General features: G+C 57.1%; 18 protein-coding genes. 9 read left to right on the top strand and 9 right to left on the bottom strand.

Annotation, left to right across the window (positions count from 1 at the left end; genetic code table 11):
* Window positions 1–38: 38 nt before the first annotated feature.
* From IE087_RS06530 to IE087_RS06515, 4 genes are all read left to right on the top strand, one after another.
* Complete coding sequence (locus IE087_RS06530) at window positions 39–2,471, top strand: FAD-dependent oxidoreductase (RefSeq protein ID WP_268244636.1); 2,433 nt, start codon at window positions 39–41, stop codon at window positions 2,469–2,471.
* Between the two features lie 121 nt (window positions 2,472–2,592).
* Complete coding sequence (locus tag IE087_RS06525) at window positions 2,593–3,696, top strand: mandelate racemase/muconate lactonizing enzyme family protein (protein ID WP_189368508.1); 1,104 nt, start codon at window positions 2,593–2,595, stop codon at window positions 3,694–3,696.
* 4 nt (window positions 3,697–3,700) lie between these two features.
* Window positions 3,701–4,978: an aspartate aminotransferase family protein gene (locus tag IE087_RS06520; protein ID WP_189369286.1), complete on the top strand. Its 1,278-nt coding sequence runs from the start codon at window positions 3,701–3,703 to the stop codon at window positions 4,976–4,978.
* Between the two features lie 253 nt (window positions 4,979–5,231).
* Window positions 5,232–5,702, top strand: a complete 471-nt coding sequence (locus IE087_RS06515; protein WP_189368507.1) for a hypothetical protein — start codon at window positions 5,232–5,234, stop codon at window positions 5,700–5,702.
* An 8-nt stretch (window positions 5,703–5,710) separates the two neighbouring features.
* Here IE087_RS06515 and IE087_RS06510 read toward each other — a convergent pair whose 3' ends face one another.
* The 4 genes from IE087_RS06510 to IE087_RS06495 form a co-directional block, all read right to left on the bottom strand.
* Window positions 5,711–6,529: an arginyltransferase gene (locus tag IE087_RS06510; protein WP_189368506.1), complete on the bottom strand. Its 819-nt coding sequence runs from the start codon at window positions 6,527–6,529 to the stop codon at window positions 5,711–5,713.
* 68 nt (window positions 6,530–6,597) lie between these two features.
* Window positions 6,598–7,032 carry an RDD family protein gene (locus tag IE087_RS06505; RefSeq protein WP_189368505.1) on the bottom strand — a complete coding sequence of 145 codons (435 nt, stop codon included), beginning with the start codon at window positions 7,030–7,032 and terminating at the stop codon, window positions 6,598–6,600.
* A 57-nt stretch (window positions 7,033–7,089) separates the two neighbouring features.
* Complete coding sequence (locus IE087_RS06500; protein ID WP_189368504.1) at window positions 7,090–7,497, bottom strand: DUF2852 domain-containing protein; 408 nt, start codon at window positions 7,495–7,497, stop codon at window positions 7,090–7,092.
* A gap of 138 nt (window positions 7,498–7,635) precedes the next feature.
* Entirely contained in the window at window positions 7,636–8,103 is a 468-nt protein-coding gene (locus tag IE087_RS06495) for a YbaK/EbsC family protein (RefSeq protein WP_189368503.1), read from the bottom strand.
* 78 nt (window positions 8,104–8,181) lie between these two features.
* Here IE087_RS06495 and IE087_RS06490 point away from each other — a divergent pair, with 78 nt between their 5' ends.
* From IE087_RS06490 to IE087_RS06470, 5 genes are all read left to right on the top strand, one after another.
* Entirely contained in the window at window positions 8,182–10,935 is a 2,754-nt protein-coding gene (locus tag IE087_RS06490) for a [protein-PII] uridylyltransferase family protein (RefSeq protein WP_189368502.1), read from the top strand.
* Window positions 10,935–11,210, top strand: a complete 276-nt coding sequence (locus tag IE087_RS06485) for a hypothetical protein (RefSeq protein ID WP_189368501.1) — start codon at window positions 10,935–10,937, stop codon at window positions 11,208–11,210. The genes IE087_RS06490 and IE087_RS06485 overlap by 1 nt, the downstream gene beginning before the upstream one ends.
* A 127-nt stretch (window positions 11,211–11,337) precedes the next feature.
* Window positions 11,338–12,009 (top strand): DUF6778 family protein, encoded by a 672-nt coding sequence (locus IE087_RS06480; protein ID WP_189368500.1) that lies wholly within the window; start codon window positions 11,338–11,340, stop codon window positions 12,007–12,009.
* Window positions 12,010–12,048: 39 nt separating this feature from the next.
* Window positions 12,049–13,257, top strand: coding sequence for an RSP_2647 family RNA methyltransferase (locus tag IE087_RS06475; RefSeq protein WP_189368499.1), 1,209 nt, complete (start codon window positions 12,049–12,051; stop codon window positions 13,255–13,257).
* The gene (locus IE087_RS06470; RefSeq protein ID WP_189368498.1) at window positions 13,254–13,802 is read left to right on the top strand and encodes an RSP_2648 family PIN domain-containing protein; all 549 of its coding nucleotides are present in this window, start codon (window positions 13,254–13,256) and stop codon (window positions 13,800–13,802) included. The genes IE087_RS06475 and IE087_RS06470 overlap by 4 nt, the downstream gene beginning before the upstream one ends.
* A 61-nt stretch (window positions 13,803–13,863) precedes the next feature.
* On the opposite strand, the gene IE087_RS06465 is transcribed toward IE087_RS06470, so the two are convergent.
* The 5 genes from IE087_RS06465 to IE087_RS06445 all read right to left on the bottom strand — a co-directional run bounded on the left by IE087_RS06465 (window position 13,864) and on the right by IE087_RS06445 (window position 18,611).
* Window positions 13,864–14,559 (bottom strand): M48 family metalloprotease, encoded by a 696-nt coding sequence (locus IE087_RS06465; RefSeq protein WP_189368497.1) that lies wholly within the window; start codon window positions 14,557–14,559, stop codon window positions 13,864–13,866.
* Window positions 14,556–15,764, bottom strand: coding sequence for a cytochrome P450 (locus tag IE087_RS06460; RefSeq protein WP_189368496.1), 1,209 nt, complete (start codon window positions 15,762–15,764; stop codon window positions 14,556–14,558). The genes IE087_RS06465 and IE087_RS06460 overlap by 4 nt, the downstream gene beginning before the upstream one ends.
* Window positions 15,765–15,858: 94 nt before the next feature.
* Entirely contained in the window at window positions 15,859–17,046 is a 1,188-nt protein-coding gene (locus IE087_RS06455) for a vWA domain-containing protein (protein WP_189368495.1), read from the bottom strand.
* 1 nt (window position 17,047) lies between these two features.
* Window positions 17,048–17,218: an apolipoprotein acyltransferase gene (locus IE087_RS06450; RefSeq protein ID WP_189368494.1), complete on the bottom strand. Its 171-nt coding sequence runs from the start codon at window positions 17,216–17,218 to the stop codon at window positions 17,048–17,050.
* A 34-nt stretch (window positions 17,219–17,252) separates the two neighbouring features.
* A complete protein-coding gene (locus tag IE087_RS06445) occupies window positions 17,253–18,611 on the bottom strand; it encodes a DUF2927 domain-containing protein (protein WP_189369285.1) in 1,359 nt (452 codons plus the stop codon).
* Between the last annotated feature and the right edge of the window lie 4 nt (window positions 18,612–18,615).

The following is an 18,615-nucleotide window of genomic DNA, read 5'->3' as shown; positions in this document are numbered from 1 at the left end:
GTGTCGAGAGAAAATGCGACTCGGATGGGGATGCAAAGGTGCCCGATACAGTTCCAGCCACTGCGCGCGTGGTGATCGTCGGTGGCGGTATTATGGGCGTTGGTCTTGCCTACCACCTTGGTCATGAAGGTTGGGGGGATGATACTGTCTTGCTGGAAAAGGCAGAGCTGACTTCAGGCAGCACGTGGCATGCAGCAGGGCAAATCACGCATTCCACGTCGAGCTTCAGCCTCGGTAAATGTGTCGACTATAACATCGGCTTGTATTCTGGCGGGCTGGAGGCTGAGACCGGACAACCTGTTACGTGGCATGGGTGCGGGTCCTTTCGGTTGGCTTATACCGAAGATGAAATGGACTGGTTGCGGCACACGCTTTCGGTTGGTCGGTCGCTGGGCTTCAACATTGAATTGGTTGGCCCGGCAGAGGTTGCCAAGCTGCATCCGTTCTACAATCTCGACGGCGTTTTGGGCGCGCTTCACACGCCGGACGACGGGCATGTAGATCCTACAAATGTCACGATGGCGATGGCAGCCGGCGCGCGTCAAAAGGGTGTACGGATCATTCGTCGTTGCCGCGCAACGAATATCACGCAATTGCCGTCAGGCGAATGGCGGGTCCAGACGGAAAACGGCGCCATCACGTGTGAACATGTGGTCAACGCGGGCGGGACCTATGCGCGTCAAGTGGGCGAATGGTCAGGTTTGCAATTGCCGATGACGTCAATGACACACCACTACTTTGTCACTGAACCGGTGCCTGAGTTTGCTGCGCTGGACACCGAATTGCCTGTCATCCGCGATGACAAGAAGGTGTCGGGTTACATCCGCATGGAACAACAACGCGGGTTGATCGGGATCTACGAGAAAGAAAACCCGAACGCCGTGTGGCAGGATCATTGTCCTTGGGACTATGAAAACTGGCTGTTCGATGCGGATTACGATCGGGTCATGCCGTACTTGGAAGAGAGCCTGAAACGTATGCCGATCTTTGCAGAGCTTGGCATTCAGCGTGAGGTGCATGGGGCAATCTCTCATCCGCCGGATGGCAACCCCTTGATTGGCCCGGCACCGGGTGTGCAAAACTATTGGTGCTGTTGCGGGACACAAATCGGAATCGGTTGGGGGCCCGGCCTGACCCGCGAACTGGCGCGTTGGATGGTGCACGGGGCCGCTGATGTATCCATGCGCGACTATGATCCACGCCGTTTCGGAAGCTATGCGACCAAGGACTGGCAGGTGATCAAGGCGGAAGAGGACTACTGCCTACGCCATGAAATCCCATTTCCGCACTTCAACCGCCTCGCCGGTCGTCCGCTCAAGCCATCTCCTCTGCATGACCTGTTAAAGTCCAAGGGCGCTGTTCACGAAGAGGTTTACGGCTTTGAACGCCCGCGTTTCTTTGCAAGTGGCATTGCGCAGGAGGATCACTATTCCTTCAACCGGACACCGGTAGACGCCATGGTCGCCGCCGAGGTTCAAGCGGTTCGTGCGGGCGTTGGCATCATGGACGTCACTGCATTTACCAAGGTCATGATTTCCGGCCCGGGCGCATACGCTTTGCTGGACCGCCTAACAGCAAACCGTATGCCGCAAAATGTGGGATCGATCACACTGACGCACATGCTCAACCGGGCGGGCCGGATTGAATTGGAAACAACAGTTGTACGAATGGCCGAAGACCAGTTTTACCTGGTGTGTGCGGCGTTTTTTGAGCAACGCCTGCTGGATCACCTTGCGCAGCAACAGAACGGCGAAGATGTGACAGTGACAGCGCTGTCATCCGAATGGTCAGCGCTGTCTCTGAATGGTCCGAAGGCACGCGTAACGTTGAAAGCATGCACCGGCTCTGACCTGTCAAACGCTGGATTCCGGTGGCTGTCTGCTCGGCAGATCGTCTTGGCAGGACATGAGGTTTGGGCATTCCGCATGTCATACGCCGGCGAACTGGGTTGGGAGCTCCACATGCCAAATGCGGCCTGTATGGATGTTTACACCGCGTTGTGGGCCGCTGGTGAGGCTCACCAAATTACCGACTATGGCTCCTTCGCGATGAACGCGATGCGAATGGAGAAAGGTTTCAAAGGGGCGGGTGAACTGACCAACGAAGTGACACTGGCCGAGGCCGATGTGCTGCGGTTCGCGCGCAGGGACAAGGATTATCTGGGGCGCGACCGGACATTGAACGCCGACTTGCCGTGGGTGTGTGTCTACCTCGAGATTGAACCCGATGGCAAAACCGATGGTCATGGCGGCGAAGCCGTGTTGCATGATGGCAAAGTCGTCGGGTCCACGGCCTCCATTGCTTATGGGCCGACCGTCGGCAAGATCCTCGCCTTTGCATACATCAAGCCGTCGGCGGCCGAACCGGGAACTGTGCTTGATGTCATCATTCACGGCGCATCCCGAAGTGCGCGGGTGTTGGGCGAACCGGCCTATGATCCGCTAAGCCTGAAACCAAGAGCTGACGCATGACATCTCTGGAGACATTGACAGTAATGTCTGCCCGCACGCCTTCTGAATTGCAGAACGTGTCTGGCGCTCAGCCAAAAACAGTCGTCGGCAAAGTGCGCACCGATAATGTCACGGCTATCCCATGAAAGTCAGCCGCATCACACTGTGGTCCATCGGACTGACCAGCCACGAGACTTACTACATGGCTGAGGGAAAAACCTGTGACACGGTTAAGACCCATGTCTTGTGCCTTACAACGGATACTGGCCTGAAAGGGTGGGGAGAGGTTTGCCCCATACCACACTATCTTCCCGCATTCGCTGATGGCGCGCCAAGCGCCATAACGGAAATGGCCCCAGAAGTACTGGGTGTCACCCCCCTCGGCATCGACGCACAAATGCGCAAGCTGGATGGGTTTCTGCAAGGACACAACCACGTCAAATCCTTAGTCGACATGGCGCTTTGGGACCTTTTTGCCAAAGCCACGGGCCTGCCGCTTTACCAGCTGCTGGGTGGACGCACGCGGCGCGACATGCCGCTTTACCACTCGATCACTTGCGTCGCACCGGACGAGATGGCCCGTATCGCGAGAGAGGCCTATGCAACAGGCATTCGCCAGTTCCAGGTCAAACTTGGAGCGGATGCAGATTGGCAGGCGGATGCAGAACGGTTGACGCGTGTGCGCGAGGCTGTGGGGCAGGGGCCACTGGTTTATGGTGACTGGAATTGCGGTGCCACAAAACTTCATGCCACGCGCACTGGGCGTGCGGTTTCTCACCTCGACGTAATGCTGGAACAGCCTTGCAAGACGCTTGAAGACTGTGCCGCTGTTCGGCAGGCCACGGGGCTGTCCATGAAAATCGACGAAGGTGCAAGTGACCTCGCTTCGTTGATGCGGGCCGCACAGCTTGGTGTTTTGGACGCGGTTGCGTTGAAATTGTCAAAGTTTGGTGGCCTATCAGCGATGCGCCGTGCACGTGATTTAACCGTACACCTTGGTGCCGAAGTTTGTGCCGAATGCACATGGGGTTCCGACATTGTGACGGCGGCTTCCTTGCATTTTGCCGCGTCAACACCCCAGGGGGCTTTGCTGAACACCTGTGATCTTTCATCATATGTTGAGCCCAGGATCGCCCCTGACTGTCCAACACGTCGGAATGGGCGCATTGCCCCGCCGGAGGGGGCGGGCCTTGGCGTCACCCCTGATCCTGATGTGCTGGGAGCACCCATTCTCGAACTGGATTGACGCCATGCAAAAACTCACTTCCCAATCCGAATGGATCGCCCGCGCCCAAACCGTCCTGCCCGCTGGCGGCTTTGGCAATTTCGACCCAGGGATCGTTATCGCTCGGGGCGAAGGCAGTCATATCTGGGATGAAGATGGCAGGGAGTACATCGACTATCTGATCGGCTCTGGTCCCATGCTGCTGGGGCATGGTCACCCAGAGGTTATGGAAGCCGTCTTTGAACAAGTGCCGAAGGGTACAACGTTTTTTGCCAACAACGCCAAGGGCATTGAATTGGCCGAAGCAATTGTTGAAGCCGTTCCATGTTGCGAACAGGTACGGTACGTTGCGTCTGGGGGTGAGGCTGACATGTATGCCATGCGCCTTGCGCGCGCGTATACGGGCCGCAACAAAATCCTGAAATTCGAAGGCGGCTATCATGGGATGAGCGCCGAAGCGCAGATGAGCCTCGCCCCTCAGATGCGTGTCAACTTCCCCACAGCTGCGCCCGATAGCGCGGGTATCCCACAGGGCGTCGCGGACCAGATGTTGATCGCCCCTTTCAATGATCTTGCAGCGGTTGAGGCCTTGTTGATCGAACACAACGATGTTGCCGCGATTATTGTCGAACCGTTGCAACGGATCATTCCTGCTATGCCTGGTTACCTCCAAGGGTTGCGTGATCTCTGTGACAGACATGATGTCTTGTTGATTTTCGACGAAATCGTCACTGGGTTCCGTCTTGCCTATGGCGGGGCGCAGGAACGCTATGGAGTTACGCCCGACATTTGTACGCTGGGAAAAATCATCGGGGGTGGTTTCGCCCTTGCTGCGCTTGGGGCCAGTACCGAACTTATGAAGCATTTTGACAAGGCCATAGTCGGCGGTGACAACTGGCTCATGCAGCTTGGCACGCTGTCCGGCAATCCCGTCGCTGCGGCGGCAGGCCTCAGAACAATGGAAGTGCTGCGGCGCGACGGGAGTTACGATCGGCTGCGCGAGATCGGGAGGACGCTGCAAGGCATGCAATGTCGGGCTTTGGTGGAGGCCGGGATACCGCACCAGATCTGCGGAGATGAGACCTTGTTTGATATCTATTTCACACGTGCAGCCTGTCGGGACTATCGTTCCGCCAAACATGACGATCCCGCGCAAAATATCACCTACAATGCCGCATTGCGCGACCGTGGAATCTTCAAGTCCCCCGGAAAGCTCTATCCGTCGTTGGCGATTACTGAAGCGGACTTGGCCCATACGCAGGAAGCGGTCCGGTTTGCTGTAAATGCGCTTGGAGAACACTGATCGCGTCGGACCGGATTTTGGTTAGCTGTGGTGAGGTTGGTCTTGATCAGGATACGTCCCTGGGATGTGACATTTTTTCCGAACCGGACGCCAAACCAAGGGTGGGACGATCAGAACACGGGCCACTAAGCGGCGTATGCAGCGTCACGTGGTTCTGAACTTAAGGCTTTGTTTTATCGTTCATGTATCCGCTGGCATCCATCCGCTGCGAATGGCAGGTTTCGGCTGTGGTTGTTGTTAAAAGGATTTGACGATGCGGACGTGGTGGGTGTCTGTTCGAAACGACAGCTGGAACTACACTGCGTTGCAAGGCCGGTTCCGCGCATATCTCCTTGTTGATGATTTGCAGGAGCGGGTCGCGCAGGCACTGAACGGTCGGATGGCAAAGGTGCGCCAACACACTTCGCTGAGCAATGGCGTATCTCAAATCTCGCAAGAGATTGAGCGCCTACATACCTTTCAGGAACGCATCGCAAACGGCGAAGGCCACTGGTCTCAGATTGAAATTGACGCTGCTGAAGTGCCAGTGGATTTCAATGCAGACCTGTTCGAAGGACGCTTCAAAGTGCTCCACTGTTGGCAATGCCAAAGGCTCAGCGCTGCAGAGAACACGTGGCTCGATTCATTTCAGGAGACGGACGGCGCTCAAGTATTTGGATGTCTGCGGAAGTGCCTGTGCGGCAACATCGTTGCATATCGGATTGACGGTCAGCGTCGTCCCTGAAGCAGGGATCAGCGTGTGGGGCGCGTATCCGGTAGTGAAATGTTGGCCACTTGCTCGGCAATCGGGTCTGTGGACAGCGGATGAATTTCGGGGCTGAACGCATCAGGATCATTCATTTTTTGCCAGCGTCCACCAATGTAGACCTCAAGCCCAGAGAACTTTGACTTGTAACCCATTTTCTGACTGCCCGGCACCCAATAGCCGAGATACACATAAGGCAGATTGGCTTCTTGTGCGATCCTGACGTGATCCAAGATCATGTACGTGCCCAGCGATTGACGTTGCAGGCCGGGTTTGTAGAAGCTGTAGACCATGCTGAGACCATCGGTCAGCACATCGGTTAAGCTGACGCCCGTCAGTTCATTTGAATCCTTGTCGATGTATTCGATCACCCGGCTGCGGATCGGTGTTTCCTCGATCATTGCAGCGAATTCGAAGACATCCATATCGGCCATACCGCCATCGGCGTGCCGACTGTCAAGGTAGTCGCGGAAGAGTGCGTACTGTTCCTCGGTCGCCCAAGGCGATGTCGCGCGCCGTTCAAGGCCTTCGTTGCGCTTGATCGTGCGTTTCTGGCTTTTGGAGGGCCCAAAAGCCGACACATCTATGCGTGCAGACAGACATGCTGAACAATCGGCGCAAGACGGACGGTACAACACGTTTTGTGATCGGCGAAAACCCTGTTGGCTCAGGCTGTCATTCAGCTTTTCAGCGTTCTCACCTTGCAGCGCCGTGAACAGTTTACGCTCCATCCGCCCGTCAAGGTACGGGCAGGGTTGGGGTGCAGTCACGTAGAACTGCGGGGCAAGGGGAAGCGTGTGGCGCATTGTGATCCAGCAAAAGTTCGACCAAATGATATCAGTACACGCATTGCTGGCAAGTGCGTAACGTCCTCTCAGGCCCGCGCGCGCCGATTTAATGCAGCACTTCCCATCACGATGTCTGTCAAACCCTGACCGCGGTTGGATGTCGCCATCAACACGATTGAAATCAGTTGGAGCGGTGCGAAAGCCCAGCTGATTGTATAGCCCAAGGTGTGAAGAAACGCTTGGCCCAAGTCCAAGCGGGCGCCTGACGCGTCCCGGATTTCAATGGCCATGAGGCGCATACCCCAGGTCCCTGATCCAATTGCAAGGGTGATTGTCCGGTACATAAAGCCAACGACAGCGTAGAGACCGACCCAGAAAAATAGAGCCAGAAAGGCCGTAAAAGGCAAAATCAACGTGCAGATAAGCCCGATAATGATCGTATCGACGATCCAAGCCATGAACCGTTTCCCAGCCACGTCGCGATAAAACTGAGGTTGCGTGATAGGGTCAGCGAGCTGCATTCACGTTCTCCGAAGGAACAAGGGGTGCGGCCCCGGTGTGCACCGGGACCTATGTACTCAGTCTTCGGACTTTGCAGCTTTTGCGCGTTCGTCCATGAATTGATCGAATTCGGACTTGTCCTTGGCCTCGCGGAGACGCTCCAGGAAGGCTTCGAAGTTGTGCTGCTCTTCTTCCAATCGACGCAAGGTGTCGGCCTTGTAGGCATCAAATGCTGAGTTGCCGGTCGAGCGCATTGTGGTCATTGCACCGCCCATGCGGCGCGTCGTGCAGGATTTAGAGAACATGCGTTTGCTCCAGATCATATAGGCCAGAAGGGCAAGGCCGACGGGCCAGAAGAAGATGAAACCGAGGACCATCGCCGCGATCCAGGCACCCTTGCCGCGTTCGTCAAGCCAGCGTTCGGTCTTGGAAAACCAACCGCCTGCGCTGTGCTGGGCGGGGGCAGTGGTGGACATGGACGTCATTTTCGAACCTTTCGCGTGATGCGGGGTCGGCGCCCCGAAGATGTGTGACTGTATGTGAAGCCGTTTCACATCTCTAAGATTGGCATCACGGGGTCAGGTTGCAAGAGTTAATGTAAATCTTTTTCACATAGATTGATATTATGATTTAAAATCAGATATTTGCGCGCCAGACAATTGGCGCAGATCATCCGGTTTCACCTTGAATACGTGATGCGGCGTGCCCGCTGCAGCCCAAACAGCCGCGAAATCCATAAGGCGGGGATCCAGATAGGTCTGGATCGGGTTGAGATGTCCCACAGGAGAAACGCCACCGATGGCAAAGCCTGTCTGGGTGCGGATCAGGGCGGCGTCTGCTTTGCCAAGTGCCTCACCTGCAACCGCGGTCGCCTTGGTCGGGTCAACGGTATTGCCGCCTGCGGTAATGAACAAGATCGCCTTGCCGCTGTCATGGCCTCGGAAAATGATCGACTTGGCGATCTGGTCAATCTCACATCCAATGGCATTCGCGGCATCGGCGGCGGTACGGGCCAGAGGAGTCTCCAGGATCTGGGTTTCGATCTTTGCTGCGTCCAGCGCGGCGCGTACACGTTTCAGGCTCTTGCTCATGGTCCGAACTTGTCGTCCAGCAAGGGTCTATGTGCAAGGGCCATTGACGACGCTTGGTCTGCCTTTGATGGTGCACCCATGCGTTTGGAAGATCATATTACTCGGATGCCGCGCCCGTTCGACCCTGAACGGGGGCAGGCGGCGGCGTCTGCCGTCCCGGCATTCGGCGGAGCCTTGCGGGATCTAATCGTGGGAACGGCAGGGTGTAGCCCTTATTTGGCCGGGTTGATCGAGAAAGAAGGAACGTGGCTGCCAGCCGCGTTGGATGATCTTGACGCGGCCCTCGAACAGGTGCTGATGCCTCCAAGTCAGGACGTGAGCAGTCTGAAACCTGCTCTGAGACAAGCCAAGCGCCGTGTCGCGTTGCTGGCGGCTTTGGCGGACTTGTCGGGGGCTTGGTGTCTCGAAGAGGTGACAGGCGCGCTGACACGGCTCGCGGATATGGCATGTGATGTGGCCTTGTCGTCCGCTATCGCTGAGCAGGTGCGCCGGGGGCGCCTGCCAGACAGCGACGTTGGCCTGTTTGTGCTGGCCATGGGCAAGATGGGTGCGTTCGAACTGAATTACTCATCCGATATTGACCTGATTTGCCTGTTTGATGAAACGCGCCACGCGCCTTCCGACTATGCGAGTATCCGCAAGAGCTGTGTGCGCGCTGTGCAGGAGATGTGTAAGCTCCTGAGCGATCTGACCGAGGATGGGTATGTTTTTCGTACCGATCTGAGATTGCGACCTGATCCATCAGTAACGCCTGTTGTTTTGTCGACGGGTGCGGCCGAGCGGTACTATGAAAGTCTGGGACGGACGTGGGAAAGGGCAGCCTACATCAAGGCACGTCCCTGCGCGGGCGACCTTTTGGCAGGACAGGCTTTCTTGGACGAACTGCGTCCATTTGTGTGGCGTCGGCATTTGGACTTTGCGGCGGTGCAAGACGCGCATGATATGCGTCTTGCCATCCGGACACACAAAGGCACGGGTGGCCCGATTACCCTGCCGGGGCACGATATGAAGCTGGGCCGGGGAGGCATTCGAGAAATTGAGTTCTTCACTCAAACCCGGCAGCTGATCGCTGGCGGTCGCGATCCGGATCTGCAAGTGCGCGATACGGTCAGTGGACTAAGCTGTTTGGCAATCAAGGGCTGGGTGCCTGATGCGACGGCCAGTACGCTGACGGATCACTACCGCTTTGCTCGCATGATCGAACATCGCATCCAGATGCAGCGCGATGCTCAAACACATAAGTTACCAGCCAGTGACGAAGGGTTTGAACGTCTTGCGGCCATGGTGGGCACCGACCGCGCCACGCTTGAAGCTGAATTGAAGGACCGTTTGTCATCCGTGCACACTGAAACGGAAGGTTTCTTTGCTCCCGACGTACGCACCCCTAAGACCAGCATTGCTCTTGATGATGCGATGCAGGCACGATGGCGCAGTTACCCCGCGCTTCGCAGCGCGCGAGGTGCGGCCCTTTTTGACCGTATTGAACCTGTATTGCTCGAGCGTTTGTCGTCCGCGACCAAACCGGATGAAGCGCTGGCCGCGTTTGACGGATTTCTTGCTGGTCTACCTGCCGGGGTCCAACTGTTTTCGCTTTTTGAGGCGAACCCTCAACTTGTTGATCTGTTGGTAGACATCGTCGGCACGTCGCCTGCATTGGCGCAGTATCTTTCGCGCAATGCCGGTGTCCTGGATGCGGTGATCGGCGGCAGCTTTTTTGATGCTTGGCCAGGCTGCGCCGCCCTGACCGATATTGCGATTGCACGTTTGAACGAGGTGCCGGACTACGAAAGCAAATTGGATGCCATCCGCGCATGGGCCAAGGAATGGCACTTTCGCATTGGCGTGCACCACCTGCGCCAGCTGACAACGGCAACAGAGGCAGGGAAGCAATACAGTGATCTTGCTCGGGCCAGTATCGGTGCGCTCTGGCCCGAAGTGCAGGCGCATTTTGCCAAACGGCACGGGACGCCGCCGGGGCGGGGCGGTGTTATTCTTGGAATGGGCAGTCTGGGCGCGGGGCACCTGACGCCACAATCTGACCTCGATTTGATTGTGGTCTATGACCCGGACGATGTGGACCAGTCCGTTGGGCCGCGGCCGTTGCAGACTCGCATCTACTACGCACGGCTGACCCAAGCCATGATTACGGCAGTTACAGCGCAAACGGCGCAGGGACGACTATACGAGGCGGACATGCGCTTGCGCCCATCTGGGAACCAGGGACCGGTTGCGACAAGCTGGTCAGCATTTCAAAGGTACCAGCGCGAAGATGCATGGTTGTGGGAACATCTGGCGCTGGTACGCGCAACAGTGGTCGCAGGACCGGCAGACGTTGCGCAGGATGTGGAACAGTTTCGCCGCTCAATAATCGGGCAAAATCGGGATCAGGCCGCTGTCCTGACGGAGCTATCGGAAATGCGGTCACGCATCGCAGACGCGAAACAGCCCGCATCCGTTTGGGATGCCAAGATCGGTGCTGGGCGTTTGCAAGACATTGAACTCTTTGCCCAGGCAGGTGCGGTATTGACGGGAGAAGTAAAGTCAGGAGTTCGGGATGGTTTGAATGCATGTGTCGCCGCTGGCATTGTGAGCGACGCGGATGCACAACATCTGGCACAGACTCACGGTCTACTGTGGCGCGTGCAAATTGCGTCGCGTTTGCTTAGTACGGATGCCGTTGATCTGGATGCTGTCGGCGCGGGTGGGCAAGAGGTTCTGCTGCGTGCAGTCGAGTTGGGCACGCGGCAAGAGGCGGAAAACCGGCTGGCTGCCATAACTGAGCGTGCGGCCGAAATTATTGATGCGGCAACGCGAGGTGAGGACATCAGCTAATGCCAAAAGGCGACAATCTGGACCCCAAAGGTCTTATCTTTGAGGCATACCGCATTGACGGAATTACCATTGCTGAATGCAGGACCATATTTCTGGATTGGGCGCTCAGCGTGCCAGGTACGCATGTTCCTGCCGACCTTCTTGCGGGATTGTTGAGCCAATACGGGGATGATTTTCCGGATCATCCGATGACCCAGACGTTACGAGACGGGCAGGAACAGATAGCTGAGCCTCGCCGCCGTGGGGGGTGGCGAAGCCGCCCGCGCGACGCGTGATACTGTTCTGCGCCACTAAACAATCGAGCATTTGAACGAAATTTGTCCAATTTTTGCCCAATTCTCCGCGCAGGTTGAACTCCAGAACACAAAGGGTGCAGTGAATCTGCCCTGACTGGAGACCAAGATGAAACGCATGAAGTTGGTATTGCTGTTGGTGATGGGTGGCCTTGTTTCGGCCTGTGCGAACACAAATGTGGCTTCGCGCAACGTTCCCTTTGAAGCTCCTGCACTGCCATTTGCGCAGAGCGCGCCAATCGAAACCACACCGTTGCTGGTTCCCCTGACAGATGTCCGCGTGGATAGCGTTACGGTGCGCGTACCACGTTCTCTTTCTGTCTCCGAAGCTAACCGGTATCTTCCCAAGGCAGATATTGTTTGGCGCGGGGATGCGATTGGTGATCGTCATGCTCAGGTCGCAGCCATCTTCGACACCGCCATGCGTCGCGGCACTGACCCGCTTTCCGGCGCTGTGCCGGTCGCCCTGGACATCAAAGTGCTGCGCTTCCATGCACTTTCAGAAAAAGCGCGCTACACCGTGGGCGGCGTCCACAACATCAATTTCGAGCTGACATTGCGCAATCCGAAGACCGGAGTGCTGTTGACAGAGCCGCGCGTCGTGCGCGCTGACCTTGATGGGTTCGGTGGACAACAGGCCCTGCAAGCCGAAGCGCGCGGCCAGACCCAGAAAGTGCGGATCACCAACCATCTTGCTGAAGTGATCCGGCAGGAACTGACGACGTCTGAAGGCTACAAAAACCCACAGCTTGGCCTCATACAGGCAATGAACCAAATCTGATCTTTCACAAGACTGATGATGGGATTACAGGAGGGCGCCATGACAGCGCCCTCTTTTTCGTCCGATCGTCCCAAATTGCGCATGCGCCCCAAAACGGATGCGCGTCGCATACGACATGGGTTTCCTTGGATCTATGGCAACGAAGCGGTTTTGGACCGCCGAACCAAAGCTCTGGCACCCGGAACGGTCGGTGTCCTTGAAGATGACAGTCGCGCTCCGCTGGGCCTTGTGGCGATCAATCCGCTATCGAAGATTGTCGGACGCATGTTGGATCGCGATCCGAACGCTGTACTGGATCAGAAGTGGTTCGAAGACCGATTTGCGCGCGCCTTGGCATTGCGCAAGACCCTTTTTGATGCGCCGTTTTATCGTCTTGTTCATGCTGAGGCGGATGGGCTGCCGGGTGTGATCATCGACAGGTTTGGTGACACGGCCGTGATCCAACCAAACGCCGCCTGGGCCGATAATCGTTTGGATGACCTTGTTGCGGCACTGCAAACCGTCACCCGAATTCCCAACCTGATCAAGAACGCCAGCGGGCGGACGCGTGCGCTCGAAGGGCTGGATGATCAAAACACAGTGCTGGCGGGTCGGATGCCCGACGGTCCTCTGGCCGTGCCCATGAATGAGACAACCTATTTTGCAGACGTCGCTGGCGGGCAAAAGACAGGTCTGTTCTATGACCAGCGACCGAACCACGCCCTTGCCCAATCCATTGCCAAGGGTGCGCGCGTACTGGACGTATTTTCACATGTTGGTGGCTTTGGTCTGGCTGCGCTTGCAGGCGGCGCGGACCGCGCTTTGTGCGTTGATGGGTCTGCGGCTGCATTGGCGCTTGCCACTGCTGGTGCCAAGGCCATGGGTTCAGCGGATCGGTTCGAAACGCGGCAAGGTGATGCTTTTGAAGTTCTGACGGCCTTGCAGGATGAAGGCGCCCGGTTCGATGTTGTCATCTGTGATCCACCGGCTTTCGCACCATCCAAGAAGTCGTTGGATGCTGGTTTGCGGGCCTATGAAAGAGTTGCGCGGTTGGCTGCGCCGCTCGTTGATGAGGGTGGCTTTTTGGGCCTTTGCAGCTGTTCACATGCTGCGGATTTGTCCAAGTTTCGTGCCGCGTCCGTACGGGGTATAGGAAGGGCAGGGCGGTCAGCCGCTTTGCTTCACACTGGGTTTGCCGGGCCGGATCATCCTCAGCTGCCGCAACTGGCAGAGAGCGGATACCTCAAAGCATTGTTCTTCCGCCTATGAAGGTGTTGATTGACGCCAACGTGCTGTACCCAACAGTCATGCGCGAGGTGGTCTTGGGTGTGGCTGCGGCGGGTCTGTTTGAGCCGCAATGGTCTGATCGCATTTTAGAAGAGTGGGCGCGCGCTGCTGCGCGTTTGGGGACTGAAGGCGAGACACAAGCGCGTGGCGAGATTGTAATGCTTGGCGCGCGGTGGCCACGTGCAAACGTGACCTACCCACCCGAGTTGGAGAACCGTCTGTGGTTGCCTGACCCTGCGGATGTGCACGTGCTTGCGGCTGCGATTTCAGGATCGGCGGACATCATCCTGACCTCAAACGCCAAGGATTTCCCGCGCAACATTCTGGCCGAAGAAGGGGTGGCGCGCGCTGATCCTGACGGTTTTCTTCTGGGATGTTTCGAGGCGCAGCCAGAGGCGGTGAGCAGGGCTGCTGAAAGTGTGTTGACTGAGGCAAGGCGGCTGTCTGGAGAAGATTGGCAGATGCGTGGCCTGATGAAAAAGGCACGTTTGCCCCGCTTCGGCAAGGCAATTGAGCGGTTTGCCTAGAGCATTATCCAACCTTCTACTAGGTTTTTCGGGTCATGAGCCGTTGGTCGTTTCGTAACGGTTAGCGCGCAGGGACCTGCTTCCACTTGGCATCCAGTGCTTCCAGCGCCTTGATCCGTTCTTTTGTCTTTGGGTGGCTCATCAACCACGCTGGCACGGCCCCTGAGTTCGATTTGGTCAATACTTCGAGCTTTTCGAACAGCGAAATCTGAGGGCCAATACCGATCCCGGCTTTTGTCAGCAACGCTGCGGCATAGGCGTCTGCCTCGTATTCATCATTGCGCGACAGGCGCGCGGCCAGAAGTGTCGTCAGTGCATTTGCAATCATGACGCCGATGCCGGGGATAAACCGCGACAGCACCATGGCCAAAGCTGTCCGCAGTGCGTTCTGTCCGGAAAAGTCGATCATTCGACGCCGGCTATGTCCAAGGGCAACGTGGCCCAACTCGTGTGCAATTACACTGGCCATTTCAGACGCAGAGACAGCACCTTGCCTGAACTTGTTGTAGAAACCGCGGGTGATAAATATGCGCCCATCCGGTGCCGCGAGGCCGTTTACCGGCTCGATCTCGTAAATGTGGACCCGAATGCGATCCAGATCGAGCGCGGCTGCCATCTGGTCACACATTTGGCGCAACATCGGATCGGCGAGTTCCGTAGACTTGGCATCAAGTTCGCGCGCGGTGCGCCAGACGGAAAAACGGTACATCGCCAGCCCGTAAACAAGGGCAAGAAGGATGGGCAGGAATTTGATCATGGTGAGGATATGGGGGCGTTTCCAGACATCGGCAAGCTTGTTGCGCCGTCCCAACGAACAGGAACGGCCAATGGACCGCGAAAGGCCCATCCGGCAAAGATGACGTCACCGTCCAGATGCAGGTCGGGAAGTTGACCAAACAGCATGGGCAGGGCGTGATCGGCGATCAAGCTGCGCGAGGCAGCGGCGCCTGCACAAAAGTGGGGGCCGGCGCCGAAAGGAATAGCGGGGCCGGTGTTGCGACCAATGTCGAACCTGTCTGGATCAGGGAAATGAACAGTATCCCTGCATGCTGAACCAAACATGAAAAAGATCAGCTCGCCTTCTTTAAAGTCGATGCCGCAGGCTGAACCGTTCCGGGCAACTCGGCGCGGCGACATGCCAATCGGAGCAACAAGCCGTACATATTCGTCAAAGGCATCGCGCCATGTCGCGGCACCCTGAGAGATCTGCGCGCGTTGCTTTGCACATGTCAGCAGTGCCCACGCCGTTCCTGCGATGGCGTCGCGGGGTTCGTTTTGGCCGCCGCCGATGATAACGCGCACATTGCCCGCAATTTCATTAAGTGTGAGCCCGGCCTGATCAAGGACAGAAATGATGGAGTGATCCGGTTGTGCGCGCAGTGCTGGCAGGCGTTCTTCGATCAAGTATTGTACCCGATCGGCATAGTGGTATCCGCGTTTGTCTATCTCCGGATCTCGCTGATAGTTCGCTGCGGCATCCAGCATCGCCTGGCTGGCTGCGTCCATTTCGGTGGCTTCCATATTGGTGAGACCGGTCATGAGCCGCAAAGCATCGGCTGAGACCGGCATTGCGAAGTCACTAACCAAATCACACGCGCCCAGCGGCTTCAGGCGATCAATGTGCCCTTGAACAATGTCGTGAAACCTTGGTGCCAGAATGTCCCGGACGGTCCTTGGACTGAGCGCAGGAAACAGCGCCTTGCGTTCCCGCATGTGCGCGTCGCCGTCCTTGCGCATCATGTTTGAGCCCATGACCTTGGTCAGCAACCCGTCCGGTTGATGGCTTGAAAAGAGGTCGACTCGCTTCTCGTCTCGAAACACGTCGTCGCGTCGCGTGAAAAGGGTGGCACCCAACTCTGGCACAAAACAAACAGGGGTTTCTTTGCGCATCTGCGCCAACGCGGGATACGGGTCCGCGTGGAAGGTGGCCAGATCGATGGAGACAACGGGTGCATTGGACATGTGTGAAACACTAAGGTCCACGGCGTCTTGCGCAAAGCCCAATAAAAGCGGCTGTATGCCTTGGCTGAGCTGCTGAAGAATGCTGCACTGCCCGCTAGCGGGTCAGGGCGCGCATTCCCCGGCTGAGCCCTTCAAGCGTCATGGGCACCATTGCGTCGGCCCCAAAAATCTCTTGGATCATGCTGATCGAGTGGGTGTAAGGCCAGTACTTCTCGGGCACCGGGTTGATCCATAGGTTGGACGCCCATTGGTCGCGGGCCCGCGCAAGCCAGACCTGCCCGGCTTCCTGGTTCCAATGTTCGTTTGCACCGCCCGGATAGGCGATCTCGTAAGGGGACATGCTGGCGTCACCGACAAAGATGCATTTGTAGTCGGGGCCATAGGTGCGCAGCACTTCATGCGTGGGAGTTTGTGCGTCCCAACGGCGGCGATTGTCACGCCACACCCCTTCATAGAGACAGTTGTGGAAGTAAAAGTGTTCAAGGTGCTTGAACTCGGATTTGGCCGCTGAAAAAAGCTCTTCGACAATCTTAACATGTGGATCCATGGACCCGCCCACGTCAAGAAACAACAGCACCTTCACGGCGTTACGCCGTTCCGGCCGGGTTTTCACATCAAGATAACCGTGTTCGGCGGTGGCGCGTATCGTTCCGTTCAGATCAAGCTCGTCGGCGGCACCATCGCGCGCCCAGCGACGCAGACGTTTCAAAGCCACTTTGATGTTGCGTGTCCCCAGTTCAACTGTGTCATCCAAGTTCTTGAATTCACGCTTGTCCCAGACTTTGACAGCCCGCTGATGACGGCTTTCCTTCTGTCCAATACGGACACCTTCGGGATTGTAGCCGTATGCCCCGAAAGGTGAGGTGCCCGCCGTGCCAACCCATTTGTTGCCACCCTGATGCCGGCCTTTTTGTTCTTCAAGACGTTTCTTGAGCGTTTCCATCAGCTTGTCGAAACCGCCAAGGGCTTCGATTTCCTTCCGTTCATCCTCGGACAGGTGCTTTTCGGCAAGTTTTTCCAACCAGTCCTGCGGGATGTCGACAGCCTCGAGGACCTGATCGATGCTGATTTGCTCCAGCCCTTCGAATGCTGCGGCGAAGGCGCGATCAAATTTGTCGATGTTTCGTTCATCTTTCACCATCGCTACGCGGGCGAGATAATAGAATGCTTCGACGTCGTATGTGGCAAGGCCGGCCTTCATGCCCTCAAGAAAGACGAGGAACTCACGCAGAGAGACGGGCACGCCGTTCTTTCGCAGGCTTTCGAAGAAGGGCAGGAACATGTCAGCCCCGCATTGCGCGGTCGATCAACACCGTCGCAATCATGCCGACGATGACAAAAGCGAGGGCATAACCTGCTGCGTATTGTAAAACGTCCAGCCGGTTACCATCGCGTCGTTTCGCAGTAAAGCCACCAATCAAAGCGCCCAGAACAGCGGCTGCGATAACGATCATTCTTATTACCCCTCAATGTGTTGGGGCGAAAAGTTCACCCTTTCAACGGGCTTAGCGAAGAGATTTCCCGCAGCTTGGCCCGCACCGCCCAGTCAGAGCCAAATCCGTAGCGTGCCCACCCCAGGCTGTCCAGCCTTACGGCGCGGGCCTCTGCGCTGCGACCTTGTAGATCAAGCGCTTCGGCGCGGAGCAGCAGAAGTGTTGACAGCAGGGCGGCATTCTCATTGCGTGCAGCCAAGTCAATATGAGGGGCCAATGTGATCAGCGCCGTGTCCCCGTCACCGCGACTGACTGCGTATGCCGCCAACTGGGTCGCAACGTAGGCCCGGTGCAAATCGGCACCGGGTGTTGCAGCATAAAACCTGTCTGCTGCACGGAAATGTGACTGCGCCGCGGTTGGATCACTCGACAAAAGCAGGCGTCCGTTCGCGTAATGTGCGAAGGCGCGGCGATGATCGCGCCAGCCCATCGCTCGTGCGATTTCTAGGGCACGAACGGCGGCGTCCTTGCGTTGTTCGCCAGTCGCGCCAGGGCCGAGAGCGGTTTGCACGGCCTGACTCCATGCCCGTGGTGTGCGTGTCGCGAATTTCGCGGGCAGGTTTTCCCCGGCTGGATTGAGGCGCGCAAATATGTGCGGCAGGCGTTCGGCAACCTGACCACGGGTCATACCGGACCTGAGTTCGGGGGCATAGTAAGCCTTGAGCATCAGCATGTCGAAACCGGTCAGAACGGTGTGGACATTGTCGTCGTTGAAGACGCTGTCGGGCAAGCGGTAAAGGTCATTGAGTGGACCAATGGCCTGGGCCAGTTCTTCATGCAGGCAATCGCGTACTTCTTGGGGGCTGGCATCATTGGGCAAGAAGATAGCCAGCTTCTTGCGTGTGCGCAGGTTGCTCCAGCTTGTGCGTGGTGTGCGGCGGTTCGCCTTGTATTCCGAAATGGTGGTTATGTTGGGTACCACAAAACAGGCTGCGTGTGGCAGCGCCTTGCGAATGTCTTTGCGCGAGACCGCTTCGATGGTGATGTTGGCCGGGTTGCCGGGGGCGGCCTCGTAAATATCTATGTCGGCTTCAGTGCGAAGCCTGTGGACAAGGCGACGAAGGTCGGTACCTAGAGAGGCGGGTGGTTTACCAGTGACACGGACTGAAATCGGACCTTCGAACCGGGTGAACACGGGCAGTGCACGCCCGGATTCAAGTTGAAAGGTGAGTTCAATGAAATCCAGAGCAAGATCGTTGTTGGACCGGATCGGCTTGTCAGGGCGTGGCGCGCCGAATGTTTTCATCGGCGGCAAATCGGAATTATAGGGCAGGGCGCGGGTTGGCGTGTCGCCCGGTGTGACAGGCACACAAGCATTGAGCGCAAGCACCAGCGGCAAAACAAAGCGACGCATCATA

This window comes from Tateyamaria omphalii (assembly GCF_014651375.1).
GTDB classification, from domain to species: domain Bacteria; phylum Pseudomonadota; class Alphaproteobacteria; order Rhodobacterales; family Rhodobacteraceae; genus Tateyamaria; species Tateyamaria omphalii.
The sequence above is the reverse complement of the archived record's forward strand: the minus strand, read 5'-3'. Positions and strand labels throughout refer to the sequence as shown.

Coding starts and splice junctions, on each gene's coding strand:
- IE087_RS06495 (WP_189368503.1), bottom strand. CDS start 8,103: ATGAGCAAGAGCCTGAAACGTGTACGCGCCGCGCTGGACGCAGCAAAG.
- IE087_RS06485 (WP_189368501.1), top strand. CDS start 10,935: ATGCCAAAAGGCGACAATCTGGACCCCAAAGGTCTTATCTTTGAGGCA.
- IE087_RS06465 (WP_189368497.1), bottom strand. CDS start 14,559: ATGATCAAATTCCTGCCCATCCTTCTTGCCCTTGTTTACGGGCTGGCG.
- IE087_RS06475 (WP_189368499.1), top strand. CDS start 12,049: ATGACAGCGCCCTCTTTTTCGTCCGATCGTCCCAAATTGCGCATGCGC.
- IE087_RS06515 (WP_189368507.1), top strand. CDS start 5,232: ATGCGGACGTGGTGGGTGTCTGTTCGAAACGACAGCTGGAACTACACT.
- IE087_RS06450 (WP_189368494.1), bottom strand. CDS start 17,218: ATGATCGTTATCGCAGCCGCTGTTCTGGGCGCTTTGATTGGTGGCTTT.
- IE087_RS06470 (WP_189368498.1), top strand. CDS start 13,254: ATGAAGGTGTTGATTGACGCCAACGTGCTGTACCCAACAGTCATGCGC.
- IE087_RS06480 (WP_189368500.1), top strand. CDS start 11,338: ATGAAACGCATGAAGTTGGTATTGCTGTTGGTGATGGGTGGCCTTGTT.
- IE087_RS06500 (WP_189368504.1), bottom strand. CDS start 7,497: ATGACGTCCATGTCCACCACTGCCCCCGCCCAGCACAGCGCAGGCGGT.
- IE087_RS06455 (WP_189368495.1), bottom strand. CDS start 17,046: ATGTTCCTGCCCTTCTTCGAAAGCCTGCGAAAGAACGGCGTGCCCGTC.
- IE087_RS06520 (WP_189369286.1), top strand. CDS start 3,701: ATGCAAAAACTCACTTCCCAATCCGAATGGATCGCCCGCGCCCAAACC.
- IE087_RS06490 (WP_189368502.1), top strand. CDS start 8,182: ATGCGTTTGGAAGATCATATTACTCGGATGCCGCGCCCGTTCGACCCT.
- IE087_RS06525 (WP_189368508.1), top strand. CDS start 2,593: ATGAAAGTCAGCCGCATCACACTGTGGTCCATCGGACTGACCAGCCAC.
- IE087_RS06460 (WP_189368496.1), bottom strand. CDS start 15,764: ATGTCCAATGCACCCGTTGTCTCCATCGATCTGGCCACCTTCCACGCG.
- IE087_RS06510 (WP_189368506.1), bottom strand. CDS start 6,529: ATGCGCCACACGCTTCCCCTTGCCCCGCAGTTCTACGTGACTGCACCC.
- IE087_RS06505 (WP_189368505.1), bottom strand. CDS start 7,032: ATGCAGCTCGCTGACCCTATCACGCAACCTCAGTTTTATCGCGACGTG.
- IE087_RS06445 (WP_189369285.1), bottom strand. CDS start 18,611: ATGCGTCGCTTTGTTTTGCCGCTGGTGCTTGCGCTCAATGCTTGTGTG.